Origin of the sequence: Pseudomonas sp. NPDC090208 (assembly GCF_044746785.1) — a bacterium.
In the GTDB taxonomy this organism is placed as follows: domain Bacteria; phylum Pseudomonadota; class Gammaproteobacteria; order Pseudomonadales; family Pseudomonadaceae; genus Aquipseudomonas.
In genome coordinates, this window is the sequence record NZ_JBIVCU010000007.1 from 93,734 (window position 1) to 114,606 (window position 20,873).

Annotated in this window: 16 protein-coding genes; 5 read left to right on the top strand and 11 right to left on the bottom strand. The window is 62.4% G+C overall.

Features of this window, described 5'->3' with window-relative positions; translation table 11 throughout:
• Positions 1-26 precede the first annotated feature (26 nt).
• From ACIPL0_RS13830 to ACIPL0_RS13845, 4 genes are all read right to left on the bottom strand, one after another.
• Positions 27-899, bottom strand: a complete 873-nt coding sequence (locus ACIPL0_RS13830) for a rhomboid family intramembrane serine protease (RefSeq protein ID WP_400597323.1) — start codon at positions 897-899, stop codon at positions 27-29.
• Positions 896-1,867, bottom strand: a complete 972-nt coding sequence (locus ACIPL0_RS13835) for a metallophosphoesterase (RefSeq protein ID WP_400597322.1) — start codon at positions 1,865-1,867, stop codon at positions 896-898. The genes ACIPL0_RS13830 and ACIPL0_RS13835 overlap by 4 nt, the downstream gene beginning before the upstream one ends.
• On the bottom strand, positions 1,867-2,757 hold the full coding sequence (locus ACIPL0_RS13840) for an NAD(+) kinase (RefSeq protein WP_400597320.1): 891 nt from the start codon (positions 2,755-2,757) through the stop codon (positions 1,867-1,869). Before ACIPL0_RS13840 ends, ACIPL0_RS13835 begins: the two co-directional genes overlap by 1 nt.
• A 94-nt stretch (positions 2,758-2,851) precedes the next feature.
• Complete coding sequence (locus ACIPL0_RS13845) at positions 2,852-3,571, bottom strand: DUF3592 domain-containing protein (RefSeq protein ID WP_400731543.1); 720 nt, start codon at positions 3,569-3,571, stop codon at positions 2,852-2,854.
• 993 nt (positions 3,572-4,564) lie between these two features.
• On the opposite strand from ACIPL0_RS13845, the gene ACIPL0_RS13850 reads away from it, so the two are divergent.
• Positions 4,565-5,548, top strand: a complete 984-nt coding sequence (locus tag ACIPL0_RS13850) for a DUF1853 family protein (RefSeq protein ID WP_400597419.1) — start codon at positions 4,565-4,567, stop codon at positions 5,546-5,548.
• Here ACIPL0_RS13850 and ACIPL0_RS13855 read toward each other — a convergent pair.
• The 5 genes from ACIPL0_RS13855 to ACIPL0_RS13875 form a co-directional block, all read right to left on the bottom strand.
• Positions 5,511-6,809 carry an arsenic transporter gene (locus tag ACIPL0_RS13855; RefSeq protein ID WP_400597319.1) on the bottom strand — a complete coding sequence of 433 codons (1,299 nt, stop codon included), beginning with the start codon at positions 6,807-6,809 and terminating at the stop codon, positions 5,511-5,513. The genes ACIPL0_RS13850 and ACIPL0_RS13855 overlap by 38 nt on opposite strands.
• Positions 6,809-8,014: an MFS transporter gene (locus tag ACIPL0_RS13860; RefSeq protein ID WP_400597318.1), complete on the bottom strand. Its 1,206-nt coding sequence runs from the start codon at positions 8,012-8,014 to the stop codon at positions 6,809-6,811. Before ACIPL0_RS13860 ends, ACIPL0_RS13855 begins: the two co-directional genes overlap by 1 nt.
• Before the next feature lie 279 nt (positions 8,015-8,293).
• Positions 8,294-9,634, bottom strand: coding sequence for an MFS transporter (locus tag ACIPL0_RS13865; RefSeq protein WP_400597317.1), 1,341 nt, complete (start codon positions 9,632-9,634; stop codon positions 8,294-8,296).
• Positions 9,635-9,911: 277 nt separating this feature from the next.
• Positions 9,912-10,832: a 1-aminocyclopropane-1-carboxylate deaminase/D-cysteine desulfhydrase gene (locus tag ACIPL0_RS13870; protein ID WP_400597316.1), complete on the bottom strand. Its 921-nt coding sequence runs from the start codon at positions 10,830-10,832 to the stop codon at positions 9,912-9,914.
• Positions 10,833-11,179: 347 nt separating this feature from the next.
• Positions 11,180-13,219 (bottom strand): FAD-dependent oxidoreductase, encoded by a 2,040-nt coding sequence (locus ACIPL0_RS13875; RefSeq protein WP_400597315.1) that lies wholly within the window; start codon positions 13,217-13,219, stop codon positions 11,180-11,182.
• 263 nt (positions 13,220-13,482) lie between these two features.
• Between ACIPL0_RS13875 and ACIPL0_RS13880 the strand changes: the two genes are divergently transcribed.
• Positions 13,483-14,232: a creatininase family protein gene (locus ACIPL0_RS13880; RefSeq protein ID WP_400597314.1), complete on the top strand. Its 750-nt coding sequence runs from the start codon at positions 13,483-13,485 to the stop codon at positions 14,230-14,232.
• Between the two features lie 702 nt (positions 14,233-14,934).
• Here the strand turns inward: ACIPL0_RS13880 and ACIPL0_RS13885 are convergent.
• Entirely contained in the window at positions 14,935-15,831 is an 897-nt protein-coding gene (locus ACIPL0_RS13885) for a LysR family transcriptional regulator (RefSeq protein WP_400597418.1), read from the bottom strand.
• A gap of 140 nt (positions 15,832-15,971) precedes the next feature.
• Between ACIPL0_RS13885 and ACIPL0_RS13890 the strand changes: the two genes are divergently transcribed.
• From ACIPL0_RS13890 to ACIPL0_RS13900, 3 genes are all read left to right on the top strand, one after another.
• Positions 15,972-17,081, top strand: coding sequence for a Gfo/Idh/MocA family protein (locus tag ACIPL0_RS13890; RefSeq protein WP_400597313.1), 1,110 nt, complete (start codon positions 15,972-15,974; stop codon positions 17,079-17,081).
• A gap of 54 nt (positions 17,082-17,135) precedes the next feature.
• Positions 17,136-18,221, top strand: a complete 1,086-nt coding sequence (locus tag ACIPL0_RS13895) for an alkene reductase (RefSeq protein WP_400597312.1) — start codon at positions 17,136-17,138, stop codon at positions 18,219-18,221.
• Between the two features lie 90 nt (positions 18,222-18,311).
• Positions 18,312-19,304: a zinc-dependent alcohol dehydrogenase family protein gene (locus tag ACIPL0_RS13900; protein WP_400597311.1), complete on the top strand. Its 993-nt coding sequence runs from the start codon at positions 18,312-18,314 to the stop codon at positions 19,302-19,304.
• 220 nt (positions 19,305-19,524) lie between these two features.
• On the opposite strand, the gene ACIPL0_RS13905 is transcribed toward ACIPL0_RS13900, so the two are convergent.
• On the bottom strand, positions 19,525-20,634 hold the full coding sequence (locus ACIPL0_RS13905; protein ID WP_400597310.1) for an alkene reductase: 1,110 nt from the start codon (positions 20,632-20,634) through the stop codon (positions 19,525-19,527).
• Positions 20,635-20,873 lie beyond the last annotated feature (239 nt).

Here is a 20,873-nt window from a genome sequence, read left to right on the forward strand (position 1 = left end):
GTTCTCCCAGAATTAAGCGGGCAATTTTAATGATTACGGCGGGCCATTGCACCGCCCACAAGACCTGTTGCACAACCGATGATCAGTCCGCCGACGTGGGCACCGTTGGCAATTTCGCCAAATCCGAGCAGGCTGATCAGCCCGGACATGCACAGCACCAGCCAGCCGAGCATCATGGCCAGCACGCCGCGTGGCAGGCGATAGATGGGGTTGGGTGCCAGCCATTGAAAGAGCCAGCAGTGGCCGAGCAGCGCATACAGCACCCCGGACAGGCCGCCGAACAGGGTCGGGCCGCTCCAGAAATACTGCACGTAATTGGAGACCGCGCTGAAGGCCAGGGTCAGGCCAAGGAACTGCCAACTGCCCTGACGCATCTCGATGCGCCGGCCCAGTTCCCAGAACCACAGGGCGTTCATCACCAGGTGCAGCACGCCGAAATGGATCAGCATCGGCGAAACAATGCGCCACCACTGCCCCGCCGCCAGCGACTCGGCCACCGGGGTGAACATGGCGTAATCACCGTTGATGCGGAAATCGTTGAAGGTCAGCCAGCGCAGGGCGTCGAAGTTTTCACCCAGCAAGGTCACGCCGGCGACGATCAGGCACAGCAGCAGAATGACGCTGGTCACCGGGCTGCTACGGACCTGCACCAGCGGGCTCGGACGACTGATCGCCACCACTTCGCGACCCGGCGGCAGCTGCGCGGTGGGATCGCCTTCGGGGTATTGCTGATACAGCTGGCGCACATCGTCGGCCAGTTGCGGCGCGTCGGGCACCCACAGCACCTGTTCGCCGGATTCTTCGCTGACCCGATGGGGCACGTTGAGGCGCCGCAGCAGCTCGACGAAACCACTGAGGTCGGTGTTCAGGGGCAGGCGTAATACCGCAACCGGGTTCATTGGGCTGTCTCCGGCCGCTTGACGTCGACCCAGACGAACTTGCCGGGGTCTATTTGAGTTTCCTGGTCGAGCCGGTAGGCCACCAGTTTTCCGTACAACACCGCGCTGTAATCCAGACACGCCAGGTTGGGCCGGATCGGCGCGGGAATACCACTGCGCCAGTAATGGCCGACAAACAGCAACGGCTGATCGACGCCGTAACGCAGCAGCGCGTTCTTTTCACTGTCCGACAGCGGTCGCCGGGCCACCGGCTCAGGCAATGCGTCGGGCTGGAACACCACATCGCCGTAGGTCTGCGGGTCGTCTTCCCAGAACTTGGTGCGGAACGAGGCGCGGGTCAGGCCGTCGCCACCAGTCAAGGTCATGCCGTGGGGCAGGCGCATGTCGGTGCCGCGCAACAGGCGGTCGAACACCGCGCTGGCGAAACTGCCCTGCACCGCCGAGGCCTGGACGAAATGCTGGTCGATGCGACCGTCGCCATGGGCGCTGCGCAGCGGCTCGATCAGGCTCGGGTCCCAGCAGGCGTGAACCAGACGGAAGCGTCCGGCGTCGATGAACAGCGGCAGCTCATAGAACCACTTGAGGAAGTCTTTCCACTCATCCGGATACTGCTCGAACTGCGCCAGGGTTTCCCCCAGCAGGCGGGCATGGCGCGGGGTGTGTTCACGGACGAACTGCTTCCCGCTCTCCGGCGGAGCCGGCGTGCTCCAGCCCAGCGCGTTGAATTCATGGTTACCCATGATGCAGAACGCCTGCCCGGCCTGGACCATGTCGTGCACGATGTGCAGCGCCTCGCGAATGCGCGGGCCGCGGTCGATGATATCGCCGAGAAACAGGGCGATGCGTTCGGGGTGACGCCAGACACCGCTCTGCAAGCGGTATCCCAGGGTGGCGAGCAGGTGCTCAAGGGTCTGGGCACATCCATGCACGTCACCGATCAGATCATAGCTACGCGCGGGATCGAGCATCAGTCGCCCCTGCCGCCAAGCTTGCTGCCCCAACCCAGTTTGGTCCGGCAGACTTCGTAATAGTTGTGGTCGAGAGGGTGAATCAGGCGCAGTTTCTGTGGCTTTTTCTTCACGGTCACAGTGTCACCCGGCGCGCAGGTGAAGTGGTTCTGTCCATCGCAGGAAACCTGTGGGTAGATCGTCATGTCCTTTGAGACAACGATTTTCAGCTCACTGTTGCCGTCGACGACAATCGGCCGTCCGGACAGGGTGTGCGGGTACATCGGCACGATGACGATGGCGTCGAGCTTGGGGTGCATGATCGGCCCGCCCGCCGACAGCGCGTAGGCCGTGGAGCCGGTCGGCGTGGCGACGATCAGGCCGTCGGCCTTCTGGCTGCAGACGAACTGACCGTCGATATAGATCTCGAACTCGATCATCCGCGTCGACTTGCCGGGGTGGAGCACCACGTCGTTGAGCGCATCGCCCTGGCCGATGGCCTCGCCATGCCGGCGCACTTCGGCCTGCAGCAGGAAGCGGTTTTCCACCAGATAGTGGCCGTCGAGCACCTCGGCGACTTTCACTTCCAGTTCGTCCGGACGGATATCGGTGAGGAACCCCAGGCTGCCCCGGTTGATGCCCAGCACCGGCACGTTATGCCGCGCCAGCGCCCGCGCCGCGCCCAGCAGACTGCCATCCCCGCCGACGACGATGACGATGTCGCACACCTCACCGAGCATCTTGCGCGAAGACGTCTGCAACCCGTGCCCCGGCAGCACCTCGGCGATGGTGTCTTCGAGAATCACATGCAGGTGCCGCGACATCAGGAATTTCTTGAGTCGGCGAACAGTGTCGAGCACCTGCGTGCTGCCCAGGCGACCAATGATGCCGATGTTACGAAATTGCTCCATGGGGCTCCCGCAGGTTCGATGCATGTCAAAGAACGGGATTATGGGCGAAGGGGTCACACGCGGCAAATAACGCCGAACAGGGAGATGGCCCGGCCTATGCGGCCACCTGAGGCAAAAACGAGATATCGACGTAATACTTTTCCGGATGGCCGTGCCTGATATACACATCGATGGCCTTGCCGGCGATCAAGCGCTCGGGGTTGAACCAGATATTCTCGCTTTCGAACACATGCAACTTTTGCGTTTCCGGATTCAGCCAGTGGCAAACGATGACGAACGGATTGCGGCCATTGAATGAGAGGCTGTAATTGCAGCGCACCGACTGAAACTGCGCTGACACCAATGCCCCACTGGTTTTCAGATTCTTGTTACGACGAAGTTGATAACCACTTGCCAGAAACATGATCACGCCTACAGCAAAGAACGGCACGCCCAACCCGAACATCGCCGTTGCCACACCCCACACTTCAAGAAAGCCGTTGATCTTCGCGTCTTGCGGATGGCCACGGGGATGCAACACCTCGACCATCTCGCCTTCGTCATACGCCGGCGGGTTACTGGCAATGGTGGACAACAGGCGATGCTTTTCACCGTCATCGCCGACAAACTCGACCACCGCCTTGTAATGGGTGACCCCTTCTCCGACGCTGGTCTGGTAATCCACCACCTTGCCCTGTACCGAAAAAGCCTCCTCCACGAACCGGCTGGATTTCTGATAAGCCACGACACCACTGACCAGCGTGATCAGCCCGACAATCGAAAACCCGTACTTGATGGCAGATGACACTTTCAACCTTGAAACTCCCTGATCCATGACGATTCAAACCGCGCCTTGCCCGGCGGCGCGGACGATGAATCAATCAGATCGGCGACTCCAGAGCGGAAGCAGCGATCAGGACCGTTCCCGGCAAATCAAAGACATTTCTTACAAATTCGAGCAATAGATATCGCCACGGCTACGCTGTAGCAGTCCGGCTTGCTGGCGATGGCGCCCGTATGATCGCCACCGCCGACAAGCCGTGCTGCTACGGACGGATGTGTACAGCCTGCTTTGATTCGGGCCGAAGACCGTGGGAGCGAATTTATTCGCGATACGGTGTTCCTGACGACGGTTTCGTGTGGACTGAACGGACATCGCGAATGAATTCGCTCCCACAATGGATCTTCGCTTGTTCAGGGATGTGGTGGCGTTGGCCAAGACGTCATCGCGAGCAGAGCTCCCTCCCACAAGGTTCGCGTTGTTCAATGGACCTCCGAACGACCTGAACCCGTAGCAGTCCGGCTACGGTTTTTGATTTTGATCTTGGGGCCCCGTCCCAGAAGGCCGAACGCAGGCGATGCGCAGTGGACCGAGCGACAGGATGTCGCGAGAGCCGCGTGGGCCATGGATGGCCCATTCGCGGCGGGCCCACGGAGCATTGCCGGAGTGAGGGAACACCGAGCATCAGCGAGGTGCCGTATGGCGGGGTTAGAAGCCCTTGGTTACTTGGGGCTTTTCCAAGTAACTCGCCGTCAGGCGAAACCAAGCTGCGTTAGCAGCTACAGCGATCAGTCAGACAATCCGTGTGCACAGGATTTACGACGACTTCGTCGCCGATCGCAGGGCAAGCCAGCTCCTACAGGAAAACGCGTAACGTGCCGGAGGCGAAACAAGGCTGCGTTAGCAGACCATGCAATCCGTCAGACAATCCGTGTGCACAGGTTTTACGACGACTTCGTCGCCGCTCGCAGGGCAAGCCAGCTCCTACAGGAAAACGCGGGCAAGGGGAATTACGTGGATTGGCTCAACACCCGCTATCCTCAGCCAATGACTCCCTTCCCGACACTGTCCGCTCTACCCCGCCGCTTACGCACACCCCAGGTGCGCGATCTGGCGTGGGTGCTGTTGTCACCGCCCATGCTCGCCGTCACCGCCTGGCCCCAGCGACACCCGCTGACCGGCAGCGACTGGCTGCAGCACCCTGCGGATCTGGAAAACTTCCTGCTGCAACTGGACCAAGACGCCAGCCCCCTGCTCGACTGGCTGTCGAAAGCTTCCATCCGCCGTCTGGGCATGTATTACGAGCGGCTCTGGCACTTCGCGATCCTGCACGCACCCGGCGTGGAAATGATCGCCGCCAACCTGCAGATCCGCGTCGAAGGCCATACCCTGGGCGAGCTGGACATGCTGCTGCGCGACCGCGACGGCGTGCACCACGTCGAACTGGCGATCAAGTTGTACCTGGGCCCCCAGGCCGGCGGCGGTGAAGACCCGGCGAACTGGTTCGGACCCGGCAGCCATGACCGCCTGGACATCAAACTCAAGCACCTCAACGGCCACCAGTTGCCGATCTCGGCCCGTGTGGAAAGCCGTCAGGCGCTGGCGCAACTGGGCATCGAATCACTGACGGATGAATTGTGGCTCGGCGGCTACCTGCTCTATCCGTGGCCCGGCCAGGCCGCATCACCCCATGGCGTGCATGACGACCATCTGCGCGGGCAATGGCTGCATCAGAAGGACTGGCCGGCGTTCGCCGCCCGCCATCCTCACGGGCGCTGGCAGTTGCTGCCACGTCACGCCTGGCTGGCGCCGGCCCGCTATGAACAGGCGTGGAGCGTCGGCGAGTTTGAGGACTGGCTCGACAACCTCGACCCACTGGCCCCGGCGCAGTTGCTGGTGCGCCTGAATCAGCATGCCGAGGGTTATTGGGAGGAAGCCGAGCGACTGTTTCTGGTCTCGGATCATTGGCCCAACCTGCCCGATACCCGCGACCTCACAGGCTCAGTCGCAGCACCAGCGCCGCCAGTGTGATCAGCAACACCGGCAAGGTCAGCACGATACCGACGCGGAAGTAATACCCCCAGCCGATGCTCACGCCCTTGCGCGCCAGCACATGCAGCCACAGCAAGGTCGCCAGACTGCCGATCGGGGTGATTTTCGGGCCCAGATCGCTGCCGATCACGTTGGCGTAGATCATCGCTTCCTGCAGCGGGATACTCTTCATCGAGGCATGCGCCTGACTGGCGTCGATGGACAACAGCCCGATCAGCACGGTCGGCAGGTTGTTCATCAACGACGACAACAATGCGGTGAGCACCCCGGTGCCCATCGCTGCGCCCCACAGGCCGTATTCGGCAAAGCGGTCGAGCCAGCCCGCCAGGTACGTGGTCAGGCCCTCATTGCGCAGGCCGTAGACCACCAGGTACATGCCCAGCGAGAAAATCACGATCTGCCACGGCGCCTCTTTCATCACCTTGCGCGTGGAGATCTTGTGGCCGCGCCCGGCGATGCCCAACAGGATCACCGCACAAACCGCCGAAATCGCGCTGATCGGAATGCCCAGCGGCTCCAGGGCGAAGCAGCCGAGCAACAGAATCAGCAAGACCCACCAACCGGCGATGAACGTGGCGCGGTCGTGGATCGCCGAGACCGGATCAGCCAACTGCGTGGCGTCGAAGGTCTTGGGGATGTCGCGCCGGAAGAACAGCAGCAACACCAGCAGCGTCGCGGCGACGCTGACCAGATTGACCGGCACCATCACCGAGGCATAGCGGTTGAAGCCGATGCCGAAATAGTCGGCCGAAACGATATTGACCAGGTTCGACACCACCAACGGCAGGCTCGCGGTGTCGGCAATAAAGCCAGCCGCCATGACAAAGGCCAGGGTGGTCGCCGGCGAAAAGCGCAGCGCCAGCAGCATCGACATGACGATGGGTGTGAGGATCAGCGCGGCGCCATCGTTGGCGAACAGCGCCGACACCAGCGCGCCGAGCAACACGATAAAGGCGAACAGCCAGCGCCCTTTGCCATTGCCCCAGCGCGCCACGTGCAGCGCCGCCCAGTTGAAAAAACCGGCCTCATCCAGCAGCAAACTGATGATGATCAGCGCGATGAAGGTGGCCGTGGCGTTCCAGATGATGTGCCAGACCTGCGGAATGTCCGCCGGATGCACCACGCCGAACAGCAGCGCCAGCACCGCGCCGAACGTCGCGCTCCAGCCGACGCCCAGGCCCTTGGGTTGCCAGATCACCAGGGTGATGGTGACCAGAAAGATCAGCGCGGCGGCCAGCATCAGTGGCGGGTTTTCGGCAGGAAGATCGCGAGAATGCCCAGCAGCGGCAGGAACGAGCACACCGAATAGACAAACAGGATGCCGTAGCTGTCCGCCAGATTACCCAGCAGCGCAGCGCCGATGCCGCCAAAGCCGAACATCAGGCCGAAGAAGATCCCGGCGATCATGCCGACATTGCCCGGCACCAGTTCCTGGGCGAACACGACGATGGCAGAGAACGCTGAAGCCAGAATGAAACCGATGATCACGCTGAGCACGCTGGTCCAGAACAGGTCGGCGTAGGGCAGCGCCAGGGTGAACGGCGCTGCGCCGAGGATCGAGAACCAGATCACCGCCTTGCGGCCGATCTTGTCGCCGATCGGGCCGCCGAAGAAGGTGCCGGCGGCCACTGCGCCGAGGAACAGGAACAGGTGCAACTGCGAGCTGGCCACGGACAGGTCGAAGCGCTCGATCAGGTAGAAGGTGAAATAGCTGGTGATACTGGTCATGTAGAAGAACTTGGAGAACACCAGAAACGCCAGAATCGACAGCGAGAAGGTGACGCGGCCCTTCGACAGACCGTGGGTCGCCGCCTGACCGGCCTTGAGTTTGAACAGGTTCAGGTGCGACTTGTACCAGCGGCTGATGGCGTACAGCAGGCCCACCGAGAACAGCGCGAACAGGCCGAAATAGGCGACATGGCCTTGACCGAACGGGATGATGATCGCTGCCGCCAGCAAAGGCCCGAATGCTGACCCGCTGTTGCCACCGACCTGGAAGGTCGATTGCGCCAGGCCGAAACGCCCGCCCGACGCCAGCCGGGCGATCCGCGAGGCTTCCGGGTGGAAGGTCGAGGAGCCGATGCCGATCAGCGCCGAGGCCAGGAGGATCATCGGGAAACTGCCCACGGTCGAGAGCATCAGCACACCGATCAGGGTGCAGATCGAACCCAGCGGCAGCACCAGCGGGTTGGGATGGCGGTCGGTGTAATAGCCGACCCACGGCTGTAGCAGCGACGCGGTGATCTGGAACGTCAGGGTGATCAGACCGACCTGGGTGAAACTCAGGCCGTAGTTGGCCTTGAGCATCGGGTAGATCGACGGCAATACCGACTGGATCAGGTCGTTGATCAAGTGCGCCAGTGCCACCGCACCAATGATGCGCATGACCAGCGGGCTGGATTGAGGGGTCGCGGAAGTCGCGGTCGTGGGGCTGCTGACGGCCATCAGGGTTCATCCATCGAACGGTGAACGTGCCGCATGCAAATTGATTACAAAAGATGTCGGCACAAAGGGGTCGCCAATGTGCCATTTTTTGGGGCGGTTTCGCCATGCCCAGATACAAAATTGTGAGGTTGCTATCTATCAGCGCTTTTCATTGTAGGAGTGAGCTTGCTCGCGATGACTATCTGTCGGTGACGTCGATGTTGTCTGAACTGACATCATCGCGAGCAAGCTCACTCCTACGAAGGCGGTGGTGATTTCAAATGTCCCGGAGAGGATGTACTAGGCCACGGTCTGCGTAGCAGGCCGCGACGGATGAGCACCCTCTACCTCATGCAACGACACCTTTGAGGTTTCCGGCAGCGCCAGGCCACCAATCAACCCCAGCAACGCCACGGCAATCAGGTAGAACGCCGGCGACAGGTTGCTGCCGGTCAGGCCGATCAGCCAGGTCGCCATCAGCGGCGCGGTACCGCCGAACAGGGTATAGGCCATGTTGTAGGTGATCGCCGAGGCGGTGTAGCGGGTGCGGGTCGGGAAGGTTTCCGAGAGCAGCGCGGCAGTGACCACGTTGCACAGCACCGCGCCGGTCGCCAGCAGCAACACACCCATGATCGACGCCGAGAAGCCGCCGGAACTGGCCATCAGAAACGACGGATAGACCATCACTGCCAGCAGGATGCAAGCCGTGCCGATGGTCGCGCGCCGGCCAACCTTGTCGGAAAACACCCCGGCCAGCGGACAGATCGCCGCCGCGAACAACAGCGCGATCAGCGACACCAGCAGCGCCGTGGCCCGGTTCAGACCGCCGGCCACTTGCAGGTAAGTCGTGAAGTAGGTGGTGAACATGTAGAACGACAGCGCTGTCAGCGAGATGAACGCGCCCAGGCAGCAGATCGCCCCGCCGTGGTTGCGCAGGGTTTCCTTGAGCGGCGAATGGGCCACCGCGTGCTCGTCGGCCACCGCCTGGAACGCCGGGGTTTCGTCCATTTTCCAGCGCAGGTACAGGCCGACCAGCCCCAGCGGCGCAGCGATCAGGAACGGCAGGCGCCAGCCCCAACTGCTCATGGCTTCGGCCGACAGCGACGACTCTAGCGCATAGGCCATGATCGCCGCACTGGCGAAGGCGGCGAAGGTCGACACCGGCACGAAGCTGCCATACCAGGCGCGCTTGCCCTTGGGCGCGTGCTCCATCAGGTAGGCGCAGGCACCGGCGTATTCGCCTCCGGCGGAAAAGCCCTGGGCGCAGCGAATGATGGTCAGCAGGATCGGTGCGGTGACGCCGATGGCGGCGTAAGTGGGCAGCAACCCGATGATGGTGGTCGCCCCTGCCATCAGCAGAATGGTGAAGGCCAGCGTGCGTTTGCGTCCGATCTTGTCACCGAGCATGCCGAAGAACAACCCGCCCAGCGGCCGGAAGGCGAAGGCCACGGCGAATACCGCGAAGGTCTTGAGCAAGGCCGCGCTGGCGTCGCCACTGGGGAAGAATTCCTGAGCGATGGTAGTGGCGAGAAAGCCATAGACCGCGAAGTCGAACCATTCGACAAAATTGCCGATGCCGGCGGCAACGATGACTTTTCTCAATGTGGCAGGGTCGACCTGCTCAATGGCTGGAGTGGTCATGCAAACCTCGGCGTGCAGATGAAAGATCCGATTATCGGTACAGCGCCCGAGCCGCCAGACTCCAGAAGTGTCGTCGACATACTCAGGACCGACCTGTCGAGGTGTCTGGTCCGCAGGATTCGTGCCAGCGTGATGGCGATGCGTTCCCCTGTAGGAGCTGGCTTGCCCTGCGACCGGCGACGGAGTCGTCGTAAAACCTGTGAATGCAGTGTGTCAAAACTGCATAGTCGTCAGTATTTACGACTGCTGCGCAGCCGGTCGCAGGGCAAGCCAGCGCCTACAGGTCATCGGCGGCGTTGAGGGCGCGCTTGCCCTGCAATCCCCCGGTGTGTACGAAGATCAACCGCGTACCGCGCTTGATGTGCCCGGCACGCACCTCATCGTGCAGCGCCAGCAAGGCCTTGCCGGTGTACAGCGGTTCCAGGGGAATGCCGCTGTGCGCTTCGCTGTCGGCGATGAATGCCAGCAGCTCAGGATCGGTTCTGGCGAAACCGCCACGGCTGGCGTCGAGCAGCCGATAGTCGCTCACCGCCGGGCCGAGAATATCCGCCACGTTTTGAGCCACACCGTGATCGTCCGGCACCGCCATGGCGCCATGCACGGTGCGCGCGCCCGCTTCGGCCAGCACCAGCCCGGCCAGTGTCGCGCCGGTGCCGCAGGCCAGCCACCAACCGTGGTAATCGTCCCAACCCAGATTCGGCAATTGATCACGCGCCTGGGTAACGATATCGGCACAACCCCGTGCGCCGTCCAGCCCGCCACCGCCTTCCGGCACCGGGTGCAAGTGCGGATAAAGTTCGCGCCAGGGAACCCAAAAGTCTGCCTCATGCCGCGCGCGATAACCGGCGTAACCCAGCCAGTGCAATTCCATGCCGAACGCCTGCAGATCCTTCACCGTCGGTGTTTCGAGCGGATGCCCGCGCAACAGCCCGACCGTGGCAAAGCCGAAGTGCTTGCCCGCTGCCGCCAGTGCATGCAAGTGATTGGAATGAGCCCCGCCGAGGCTGATCAGGCCCTGCGCTCCAGCCTGTTGAGCGGCCGCCAGATGGTGTTTGAGCTTGAACCACTTGTTGCCGCTGATCAGCGGATCGATCAGGTCCAGACGCAGGATGGCGACGTCGATGCCTGCGCGAGTGAGCCAGGGAAGATCGAGGGGTTGCAGCGGCGCGGAGGGGAGCGATACGGATTGGCGAAGCATGGCAAGGGGCAATCAGCGAACGGTGCCAGAGTCTAGCACCGTTGCTTCTGGCCGAAGGCGCCTACACAGATTGGCGATACGCCGATAACAGTGTGGGAGCGAATTCATTCGCGAAAGGCCAGTACAACCGACACACATGCATCTGGCCCACCGCCATCGCGAATAAATTCGCTCCCACAGGTAGATCGCACGCAGCCCGGGGTTTGCCATGCGCCAAAACAATGTGGGAGCGAATTCATTCGCGAAGGGCCAGTACAACCGACACACATGCATCTGGCCCACCGCCATCGCGAATGAATTCGCTCCCACAGGTAAATCACTTCTACAGGAAGATCATCCTGCTGCCCTTACAACTCCGCCGCCAGCCGCGAGCCCTGGTTGATCGCGCGTTTGGCGTCCAGTTCGGCGGCGACGTCTGCGCCGCCGATCAGGTGTACGCTCTGCCCCGCTGCCTGCAGGCCGTCATACAGTTCGCGCAGCGGATCCTGACCGGCGCAGATCACCACGTTGTCCACCGGCAGCAGTTTTTCCTCACCCTCGGCGCCGATGCGAATGTGCAGACCCGCATCATCGATCTTCAAATACTCGACGCTGTTGAGCATTTGCACCCGCTTGTTCTTCAGACCCGTGCGATGAATCCAGCCGGTGGTCTTGCCCAGCCCGTCGCCGACCTTGCTGGCCTTGCGTTGCAGCAGGAACACCTGGCGTGCCGGTGCATGGGGGTGCGGCTTGATCCCGGCCACGCCGCCGCGCACCGCCAGGTTGCCGTCGATGCCCCACTCTTCCCAGAACGCATCGCGGTCCAGGCTAGTGGCGACGCCCTGATGCACCAGAAATTCCGACACGTCAAAACCGATACCGCCGGCACCGATCACCGCCACCGATTGCCCCACCGGTTTGCGCTCCAGGATCACATCCAGGTAGCTCAGCACCTTGGCATTGTCGATGCCCGGAATCGCTGGCACCCGCGGTGCGATACCGGTCGCCAGGATCACTTCGTCGTAGCCCGCACCGACCAGATCGTCGACCGCGACGCGGGTATTCAGGCGCAACTCGACCCCGGTGCTTTTCAGCTTGCGGTCGAAATAACGCAGGGTTTCGTAGAACTCTTCCTTGCCCGGAATGCGCTTGGCGACGTTGAACTGACCGCCGATCTGGCTGGCCGAATCGAACAGCGTCACGCTGTGGCCACGCTCCGCAGCCACGGTGGACGCCGCCAGCCCCGCAGGCCCGGCGCCGATCACGGCGATCTTTTTCAGTTGTTTGACTGGCAGGTAGTTCAGCTCGGTTTCGTGGCAGGCACGCGGGTTGACCAGGCAACTGGTGAGCTTGCCGCCGAAGGTGTGGTCCAGACAGGCCTGGTTGCAGCCGATGCAGGTGTTGATTTCATCACCGCGACCGGCAGCCGCCTTGTTGATGAAATCCGGATCGGCGAGGAACGGACGCGCCATCGATACCATGTCGGCATCGCCCTCGGCCAGCACCTGCTCGGCGACTTCCGGGGTGTTGATGCGGTTGGTGGTGATCAGCGGGATAGACACTTCGCCGCGCATTTTCGCCGTGACCTTGGCGAACGCCGCACGCGGCACCTTGGTGGCGATGGTTGGAATCCGCGCCTCATGCCAGCCGATGCCGGTGTTGATCAGCGTCGCGCCGACCTTCTCGATGGCCTTGGCCAGTAACACGATCTCATCCCAGGTGCTGCCGCCCTCGATCAGGTCGAGCATCGACAGGCGATAGATGATGATGAAATTCGGCCCGACTGCCTCACGCACGCGGCGCACGATTTCCACCGGCAGGCGCATGCGGTTCTCGTAGCTGCCGCCCCAGCGGTCGGTGCGCTGGTTGGTGTGGGCGACCAGAAACTGGTTAATGAAATAGCCTTCCGAACCCATGATTTCGACGCCGTCGTATTCGGCGGTCTGGGCCAGCGTGGCGCAGGTGACGAAATCCTGAATCTGCTTCTCGATGCCCTCCTCGTCCAGCTCTTTGGGCTTGAACGGGTTGATCGGCGCCTGGATCGCGCTAGGGGCAACTTGCTTGGGGCTGTAGGCATAACGTCCGGCGTGGAGGATCTGCATGCAGATCTTGCCGCCGGCTTCGTGCACGGCCTTGGTGACGATGCGATGGTGGTCGGCTTCTTCAGCGGTGGTCAGCTTGGCAGCGCCGGAATACACGCCGCCTTCGGCATTCGGCGCAATGCCGCCGGTCACCATCAGACCGACACCGCCACGGGCGCGCTCGGCGAAATAGGCGGCCATGCGTTCGAAACCACCGGGCCTTTCTTCAAGACCAGTGTGCATGGAACCCATCAGGCTGCGGTTGCGCAAGGTGGTGAAACCGAGATCCAGCGGAGCCAGCAAATGCGGGTAGTGAGCGGCGGCCATAAAACACTCCATCGGGCATTATCACGAAGGCGCGGACGCTCTAGAAGTTGTACGAAAGGGTGCTTTTCAGCGTGGGGCTTTTCGTACAAACCTTATGATGGCATCCGTCGAATTATCAGGGACTTGAACTATAGCCCTGTTCATGACGCAAACAGTAAAGACCGTCCCGGTCACGCTCAATGACCGAAAATAACAACTTAATGATCCAACTGCACAGGTATCCTCGGGTATTTGCTGTGCTTCAGCCTGAATGAGGACATGACATGCTTTTACATTCTTCCACCTGGCAGGAAATCGAACAGTTTCTGCAACGCAGCCGTACGGTCGTGGTGCCGATCGGTTCCAACGAACAGCACGGCCCGACCGGTTTGTTGGGCACCGACTGGATGTGCCCGCAGATCATTGCCCATGAGGCACAGAAGTCTGCCGATATCCTGATCGCACCGACCTTCAACATCGGCATGGCCCAGCATCACCTGGCCTTCCCCGGCACCATTTCTCTGCGCCCGTCGACGTTTATCGCGGCGATTGGCGACTGGGTGCGCTCGCTGGCGGCCCATGGTTTCGAGAAGATCCTGTTTCTCAACGGTCATGGCGGCAATATCGCGTCGATCGAGGCGGCGTTTTCCGAGTTGTACGCAGAAGCCAGTTTTGCCCGTCGCCCGGCGGGTTTCGCTTTGAAGCTGTGCAACTGGTGGGATCTGGAAGGCGTTGGTGAGCTGGCCAGGGAGCAATTCCCGGTGGGTCACGGCTCCCATGCCACGCCTTCGGAAATTGCCGTAACCCAGTGGGCGTATCCGGAGTCGATCAAGACCGCCGAGTACTCGCCACAGATCGCCAATTCCGGCCCGATCCGCGAAGCCAGGGATTTCCGCGCGCGCTACCCGGACGGCCGCATGGGTTCCGACCCGGCCCTGGCCACCCCGGAAAAAGGCGGCGCGCTGGTGGCGTTGGCGGCCAGAAGTTTGATCAGCGAGCTGGAAGCTTTCAGCGGTGAGGCAACGCCGGGCTGAAGATCAGCTTCTGCCCATAGGCGCAAAGGGTCGCGCAGGCGGTGGGTCAGACACACCGCTTTCGCGACCCTCGCAAACTCGGATCCCTCCCACAGGGTCCGTGGTGGTTTTGCAGATTGCATTGCCATGCCAAGATCCAGCAAACACCTCACATCCGTAGGAGCGCGCTTGCCCGCGATGGCGTCAGACCAGAAATGCGGTGTCGTCTGCCCCACAGTCATCGCGAGCAGAGCTCCCGCCCACATTGATTTGTGCTGATCCCGGCCTTGTGCGGTATCCGCAAGATCGCCTCCGCCGGCAAGCCGGACGGCTACAGGTCAGCACATGCAATCTGCTTCTGGCCGCAGGCCGTGGGAGGGAGCCCTGCTCGCGATGGCGTCAGTCCAGACAATGCCAAGCCCTGTGCCCCACCGCTATCGCGAGCAGAGCTCCCTCCCACATGGTTTTGTGCTGATCCCGGCCTTGTGCGGTGCCCGCAAGATCGCTGCCACCAGCAAGCCGGACTGCTACAGGTCAGCACATGCAATCTGCTTCTGGCCGCAGGCCGTGGGAGGGAGCTCTGCTCGCGATGGCGTCAGTCCGGACAATGCCAAGCCATCTGCCCCACCGCTATCGCGAGCAGAGCTCCCTCCCACATTGATTTGTGCTGATCCCGGCCTTGTGCGGTATCCGCAAGATCGCTGCCACCAGCAAGCCGGACAGTTACGGCTGCGGCACGGTGGCGATGTTCGCGCGGAAGTAGTCGATCAGCGCGCGCAGTTTCGGTGAGGCGTGGCGGCTGGAGGGCCAGAGCATCCACATTGAACCCCGATGTTCGGTGAACGCTGGCAGGACTTTTTCCAGCGTGCCGTCCCTTAGCGCCTGTTGCGTCGAGAAGTCGGCCAGGCAGGCGATGCCCAGGCCCTGGATCGCCAGGTGCGCCAAGGCATCGGTGGTGGTGCAGGTGATGACCTTGCCCAGTTCCGGATCGCTTTCGGCGTCTTCGGCCCGGACCGGCCAGCGCTCCAGCGCGCCGCTGGCGGGGAATTTGTGCATCAGGCAGGCGTGGTCGCGCAGTTGGTCAGGATGGGTCGGCCGCCCCCGTCGCGCCAGGTAATCCGGCGAAGCCACCAGTTCCAGTTTGTACTCGCCCAGCTTGCGCGCCATCAGCCGCGAGTCCGATGGCTGCCCCGTGCGGATCACCGCGTCGAAACCCTCTTCGATCACATCGACCATGCGATCCGACAGGTCCACGTCCAGTTCGATTTCCGGATAGGCCTGCATGAACCCCGACAGCAGCGGAAAGATCAGCGTGTTCTGCAACGGCACGCTGATGCGCAATTTGCCTTTGGGCACCTCGGCCAGCTGCGACAGTTCGATCTCAGCCTGCTCGACCTCCTGAATGATCCGCCGGCAACGTTCCAGAAACAGTTCGCCCTCGGCGGTCAGGGTCACGCTGCGGGTGCTGCGGTGGAACAGCCGCACGCCCAGCCGCTCCTCCATCCGCGCCACACTCTTGCCCACCGCCGAGGAAGAAATCTCAAGCAGGCGTCCGGCCTCGGTGAAGCTGCGGGTTTCGGCCACCTGCACGAAGGCGGTGATGCCGCTGAGACTGTCCATCATCGCAAGCCGCTCCAGTGGCGAGTGAAACGCCAATTTAAGCCGTTTTTGTCCGGAATGTTCGGATCTCTGCCCCGTTTTTCCACGCCAGCCCCCTCCCTAGACTCCGGACTCAATTACCCACCGTTCTGGAGTGTCCCGTGAATACAACGTCCAAGCCCATTCGCGTCGGACTGGTCGGCATCGGCAACTGGGCCCTGCATGGTCATGTGCGTGTGCTCGATCTGCTGCCGCAATATCGACTCAGCGCCATCTTCAGCCAACGCCAGCAAAGCGCGCAGGCGGCGGCCGAACAGTTCGGTATCCCTCATGTACTCAGCTCCCTCGACGAACTGGTCAATCACCCGGAAGTCGATCTGGTGGTGGTGCTGACCACCGCGCCGCAGCACGAAGAAGCGGTGCGCGCCGCGATTGCCGCGAAGAAGAACGTCTACTGCGAGTGGCCGCTGACCACCCGCACCGAGATTTCCGAAGAGCTGAGCGGCCTGGCGCAACAGGCCGGCGTGCGCAACATCGTCGGCCTGCAACGCCGCCATGCGCCACACAACCGCTACCTGCAGGACCTGCTGCAACAGGGTTACGTCGGCAAGGTCCGCTCGGTGCGCATCCACGTCAGCATGAATTACTTCCAGGCCCTGCGCCCCAACGCGCTGCGCTGGACCGTGCCGGTGGAAAACTTCTCCAGCGTGATCGCCATCTACGCCGGGCATTTCCTCGACATGCTGTTCACCGCCACCGGCTGGCCGGTCAACGTGTCCGGGCTGGTGGTCAACCAGTTCGACACCGTGACCATCCAGGAAACCAACGAGCGCTTCAGCACCACCGCGCCGGACCAGATGGTCCTCGCCGGGCAGTTGGAAAACGGTGCGCTGGTGTCGGTGCACATCGAAGGCGGCAAGCGCAACGGCTCCGGCGTGCAGATCGAAATCACCGGCCACGAAGGCGATCTGCGCATCACCAACACCTCGCCGTTCGGCGCGGAGGGTGACGATTACGTGATCGAAGGTGCCCACGGCGACAACCTGCCGCTGCAGGTGCTGCCGGTTCCGGACAGCTACTTCCGTCTGCCGCCTTCGGACCTGCCGTCGGCGGTGCTGGAACTGGCCGAGCTGTATCACGTTTACGCCCAGGATCTCGCCGAAGGCACCCACGCCGCCGCCACCTTCGAGGACGCCGTGCGCATGCACAAGCTGCTCGACGCCGCGCTGCTGTCCTCGCAGACCGGGCGCCGGGCATTGCTGGCGAGCTGAGCTCTCTTCCCTGTTCCTTTCCACCCCCCTTTTGAGAGACCGGAGTTTTTATCCATGAAACTGTTATCGAAGGTACGCGTCGGCCCCCATGCGCTGGCGCACCGTGTCGTGCACGCGCCCATGACCCGACTGCGTGCCGAGCAGGACGACAGCCCGAGCGAGATGATGCTGGAGTACTACCGGCAGCGCGCGTCGGACGGCGGCCTGATCATCGTCGAATCCACGCATCCGTCGCCGGAAAGTCGCGGCTACCTGGGCGCCCCCGGCATTTATTCCGACGAACACGTTGAAGCCTGGAAGCCCATCGTCGAGGCGATCCACGCCAAGGGCGGTCGGGTGTTCCTGCAACTCGGCCATGACGGCCGCCAGTCCCACAGCGACCTGAGCGGCGGCAAGCCACCGATTGCGCCGTCCGTGGTGCCGTTCGAAACCATGGCCTTTACCCACAACGGTTGGGTGCCGGCGTCGATGCACCGGGCGGTGGAAAAACACGAGCTGCCAGCGCTGGTGGAAAGCTACCGCGTCAGTGCCGAGCGTGCTTTGCAGGCCGGTTTCGATGGCATTGAAATGCACAACGCCAATGGCTATCTGCTCGACACCTTTCTGCAGGACGGCACCAACCAACGCAGCGACGAATACGGCGGCGCCATCGAAAACCGCGTGCGTTTTCCGCTGCAGGTGCTCGATGCGCTGGTGTCGGTGTGGGGCGCCGAACGCGTCGGCGTGCGAGTGTCTCCCAGCGGTCAGTGGGGCTCGATTGCCGACAGTAACCCGCAGGCGACCTTCGAGTATTACGTGCGCCGCCTGAATGAATACGGCCTGGCCTATCTGCACGTCATCGAACCGCGGATCAAGGGCACCGACGAAATCGAACCCGATCAACCGCCAGTGGCGGCGGCCTTCCTGCGACCGTTTTTCGACGGCCCGATCATTGCCGCCGGCGGCTTCGACCGCGCCGGTGCCGAAGCGATCCTGCAATCCGGAGCGGCGGATCTGGTTGCCTTCGGTCGGCATTTCAGCTCCAACCCGGACCTGCCCGAACGCCTGCGCCATGACCTGCCGCTGACGCCGTATGTGCGCGACGCGTTCTGGGGCGGCACGGAACAGCATTACAACGATTTTCCCGCATACAGCACCTGAGCCACTCGCCTCACGGCCTTTTCGCTGCCCCCACCTGCCCGCTGAATCCCTCAGCGGGCAGTTTCGTTCGTCCCTCAATGGAGAATTTCCATGCCTCGCGTCATCGCTGTTACCGAATACGGCGGACCTGAAGTCCTGCAATTCCAGACCGTCGAAACCCCTGTTCCCGCTGCTGACGAAGTGCTCATTCGCGTACACGCCATCGGCCTCAACCGCGCCGAATCGATGTGGCGCAGCGGCAGTTATGTCGAGCCGGTCAAGCTGCCCGCGCGGCTGGGTTATGAATCTGCCGGCGTGGTCCTGGCTGTGGGAGCGAACGTGAAACACGTCGTGCCGGGTGACCGGGTCAGCACAGTGCCGTCGTTTTCCCTCAACGATTACGGCATGTACGGCGAGCAGGTGCTGGCGCCGGCCCATGCGGTGGTCAAGCTGCCGGACACGGTGTCGTTCCAGCAGGCCACGGCGATCTGGAACGTGTTCATCACGCCTTATGGCGCCCTGATCGAAAACGGCCTGCTCAAGGCCGGCGATGTGGTGCTGGTGCCAGCAGCGTCCAGTTCAGTCGGCCTCGGCACCTTGCAGATCATCCGTGCGGCTGGTGCCATTCCAGTCGCCCTGACTCGCACCCGGGCCAAGCGTGAGCAGTTGCTGGCAGCGGGTGCCAGCGAGGTGATCGTCACCGATGAGGAAGACCTGGTGGAAGCGGTCAACCGCATCACGGAAGGCCGTGGTGCCGACATCGTGTTTGAACCAGTGGGTGGCGCGGCGTTTCCGAAACTGCTGGAGGCCTTGCGGGTCGGCGGCACGATCTTCATCTACGGCGCGCTGAGTGAGGAGCCGACGCCATTGCCGCTGCTGACCGTGATCGCGAAAACCCCGGTGATCCGTGGCTACAACCTGTTCGCCACCACCACCGACCCGGAGCGGCTGCGCAAGGCCACCGAATACGTCTTCGACGGCCTGCGTTCGGGAGCGCTGAGCACCACCATCGCCAAAACCTTCGCGTTCGATGACATGGTGCAAGCGCATCGGGAGCTGGAGAAGAACCTGCATCTGGGGAGGATTGTGGTGAATGTCGACTGATCGCGGGGGGCTCAAACAACAATTCTGTTTTTGATTCACATCGGCAATGACTGTGGGAGCGAATTCATTCGCGATGCGATGTCCAGGACAACAGAGATGTCGACTGAACGGGACATTCGCGAATAAATTCGCTCCCACAGGGTTGGCGGCAATCCAGACGAGCACACAAAAAAGCCGGCAGCGATCATTTCGCTGCCGGCTTTTTTTACGCCTGCACTCGTCAGGCGATGGCGGCTTCTTCTTCGTAGAACGCGTAATCGGTGTAACCCACTTCGGTGCCGCCGAAGAAGGTCGGACGGTCGTAGGCGTTCAGCGGCAGGCCGTCGCGCAGGCGTTTGGGCAGGTCCGGGTTGGCGATGAAATGGCGACCGAAGGCCACCAGGTCGGCGTCACCGGCTTGCAGGATCGCTTCGGCGCTGGCGCCATCGAAGCCACCGGCGGCGATGATCACGCCTGTGTAGTGCTGGCGGATCAACTGCGCGGCAATCGGTGCCGGGTTGGCGTTTTCATCCTCGACGTTGCCGAGAATCCGTGGCTCGATCAGGTGCAGATACGCCAGGTTCAACGGCGCCAGTTGCTGCGCGACGTAGCTGAACAGGCTCTGCGGATCGCTGTCGCCCATATCGCCCCAAGTGCCGCTCGGGCCAAGGCGTACGGCCACGCGCTCATGGCCCCAGACCGAGATCAGCGCGTCGGTGACTTGCAGCAGAAAACGCGCACGGTTCTCGAAGGAGCCGCCATACACATCGGTGCGCTTGTTGCTGTTGTCCTGCAGGAACTGGTCGACCAGATAACCGTTGGCGCCATGCAGTTCGACACCGTCGAAGCCGGCCTTGAGACCGCGTTCGGCAGCGCTGCGGAAGCTTTCCACAAGCCCTGCGATTTCTTCGATGGTCAGCGCGCGGTTCGGCGTGTTCGGCACCCAGCCTTCGGTGGTGTAAGCCACGCCGCCATGGGGCACTTCGGACGGGCCGACCGGAATGCTGCCCTCGGGCTGGACGTCGACGTTGGACTGGCGACCGGCGTGGTACAGCTGCAGGAAAATCTTGCCGCCCTTGGCGTGAACAGCGTCGGTGACCAGCTTCCAGCCAGCGATCTGGCTGTCATCGAACAAGCCCGGTGCGCCCAGATAACCGTTGCCGTTGGCGGCCGCGATGGTCGCTTCGCCGATCAGCAGCGCGCCTGGCGAGGTACGCTGGGCATAGTATTCGGCCATCAGCGGGCCAGGACGGGCGCCCTCTTCGGCGCGCATCCGGGTCAGCGGCGCGAGCACGACGCGGTGCTCGAAGGTGTAGGGGCCGACGTTGACGGGGGAATGAAGTTTCGACATGAACAGCCTCGATAAGAACGTGCAGGGAAATTAGGCCGGTGCGAAAGACATTGGCTTTCAGGTTCGGCGTTGCGGCGTAGTACACGGGATTTGCCCCCGCGGATAAACGGGCCGGGATTCCCAACACTTCGGACGATTCGGCTGTAATCCGTGACAACGACAGCGCCCCCTGTAGGAGCTGGCTTGTCCTGCGACCGGCTGCGCAGCAGTCGTAAAATCTGCAAACGCGATCTGCCTGA

Excerpts from the sequence above, each read along its gene's own strand:
- ACIPL0_RS13830 (WP_400597323.1), bottom strand. The coding sequence starts at position 899 with ATGAACCCGGTTGCGGTATTACGCCTGCCCCTGAACACCGACCTCAGT.
- ACIPL0_RS13905 (WP_400597310.1), bottom strand. The coding sequence starts at position 20,634 with ATGTCGAAACTTCATTCCCCCGTCAACGTCGGCCCCTACACCTTCGAG.
- ACIPL0_RS13900 (WP_400597311.1), top strand. The coding sequence starts at position 18,312 with ATGCCTCGCGTCATCGCTGTTACCGAATACGGCGGACCTGAAGTCCTG.
- ACIPL0_RS13895 (WP_400597312.1), top strand. The coding sequence starts at position 17,136 with ATGAAACTGTTATCGAAGGTACGCGTCGGCCCCCATGCGCTGGCGCAC.
- ACIPL0_RS13855 (WP_400597319.1), bottom strand. The coding sequence starts at position 6,809 with ATGCTGGCCGCCGCGCTGATCTTTCTGGTCACCATCACCCTGGTGATC.
- ACIPL0_RS13880 (WP_400597314.1), top strand. The coding sequence starts at position 13,483 with ATGCTTTTACATTCTTCCACCTGGCAGGAAATCGAACAGTTTCTGCAA.
- ACIPL0_RS13835 (WP_400597322.1), bottom strand. The coding sequence starts at position 1,867 with ATGCTCGATCCCGCGCGTAGCTATGATCTGATCGGTGACGTGCATGGA.
- ACIPL0_RS13885 (WP_400597418.1), bottom strand. The coding sequence starts at position 15,831 with ATGGACAGTCTCAGCGGCATCACCGCCTTCGTGCAGGTGGCCGAAACC.
- ACIPL0_RS13865 (WP_400597317.1), bottom strand. The coding sequence starts at position 9,634 with ATGACCACTCCAGCCATTGAGCAGGTCGACCCTGCCACATTGAGAAAA.
- ACIPL0_RS13850 (WP_400597419.1), top strand. The coding sequence starts at position 4,565 with ATGACTCCCTTCCCGACACTGTCCGCTCTACCCCGCCGCTTACGCACA.
- ACIPL0_RS13870 (WP_400597316.1), bottom strand. The coding sequence starts at position 10,832 with ATGCTTCGCCAATCCGTATCGCTCCCCTCCGCGCCGCTGCAACCCCTC.
- ACIPL0_RS13860 (WP_400597318.1), bottom strand. The coding sequence starts at position 8,014 with ATGGCCGTCAGCAGCCCCACGACCGCGACTTCCGCGACCCCTCAATCC.
- ACIPL0_RS13840 (WP_400597320.1), bottom strand. The coding sequence starts at position 2,757 with ATGGAGCAATTTCGTAACATCGGCATCATTGGTCGCCTGGGCAGCACG.
- ACIPL0_RS13845 (WP_400731543.1), bottom strand. The coding sequence starts at position 3,571 with ATGGATCAGGGAGTTTCAAGGTTGAAAGTGTCATCTGCCATCAAGTAC.
- ACIPL0_RS13875 (WP_400597315.1), bottom strand. The coding sequence starts at position 13,219 with ATGGCCGCCGCTCACTACCCGCATTTGCTGGCTCCGCTGGATCTCGGT.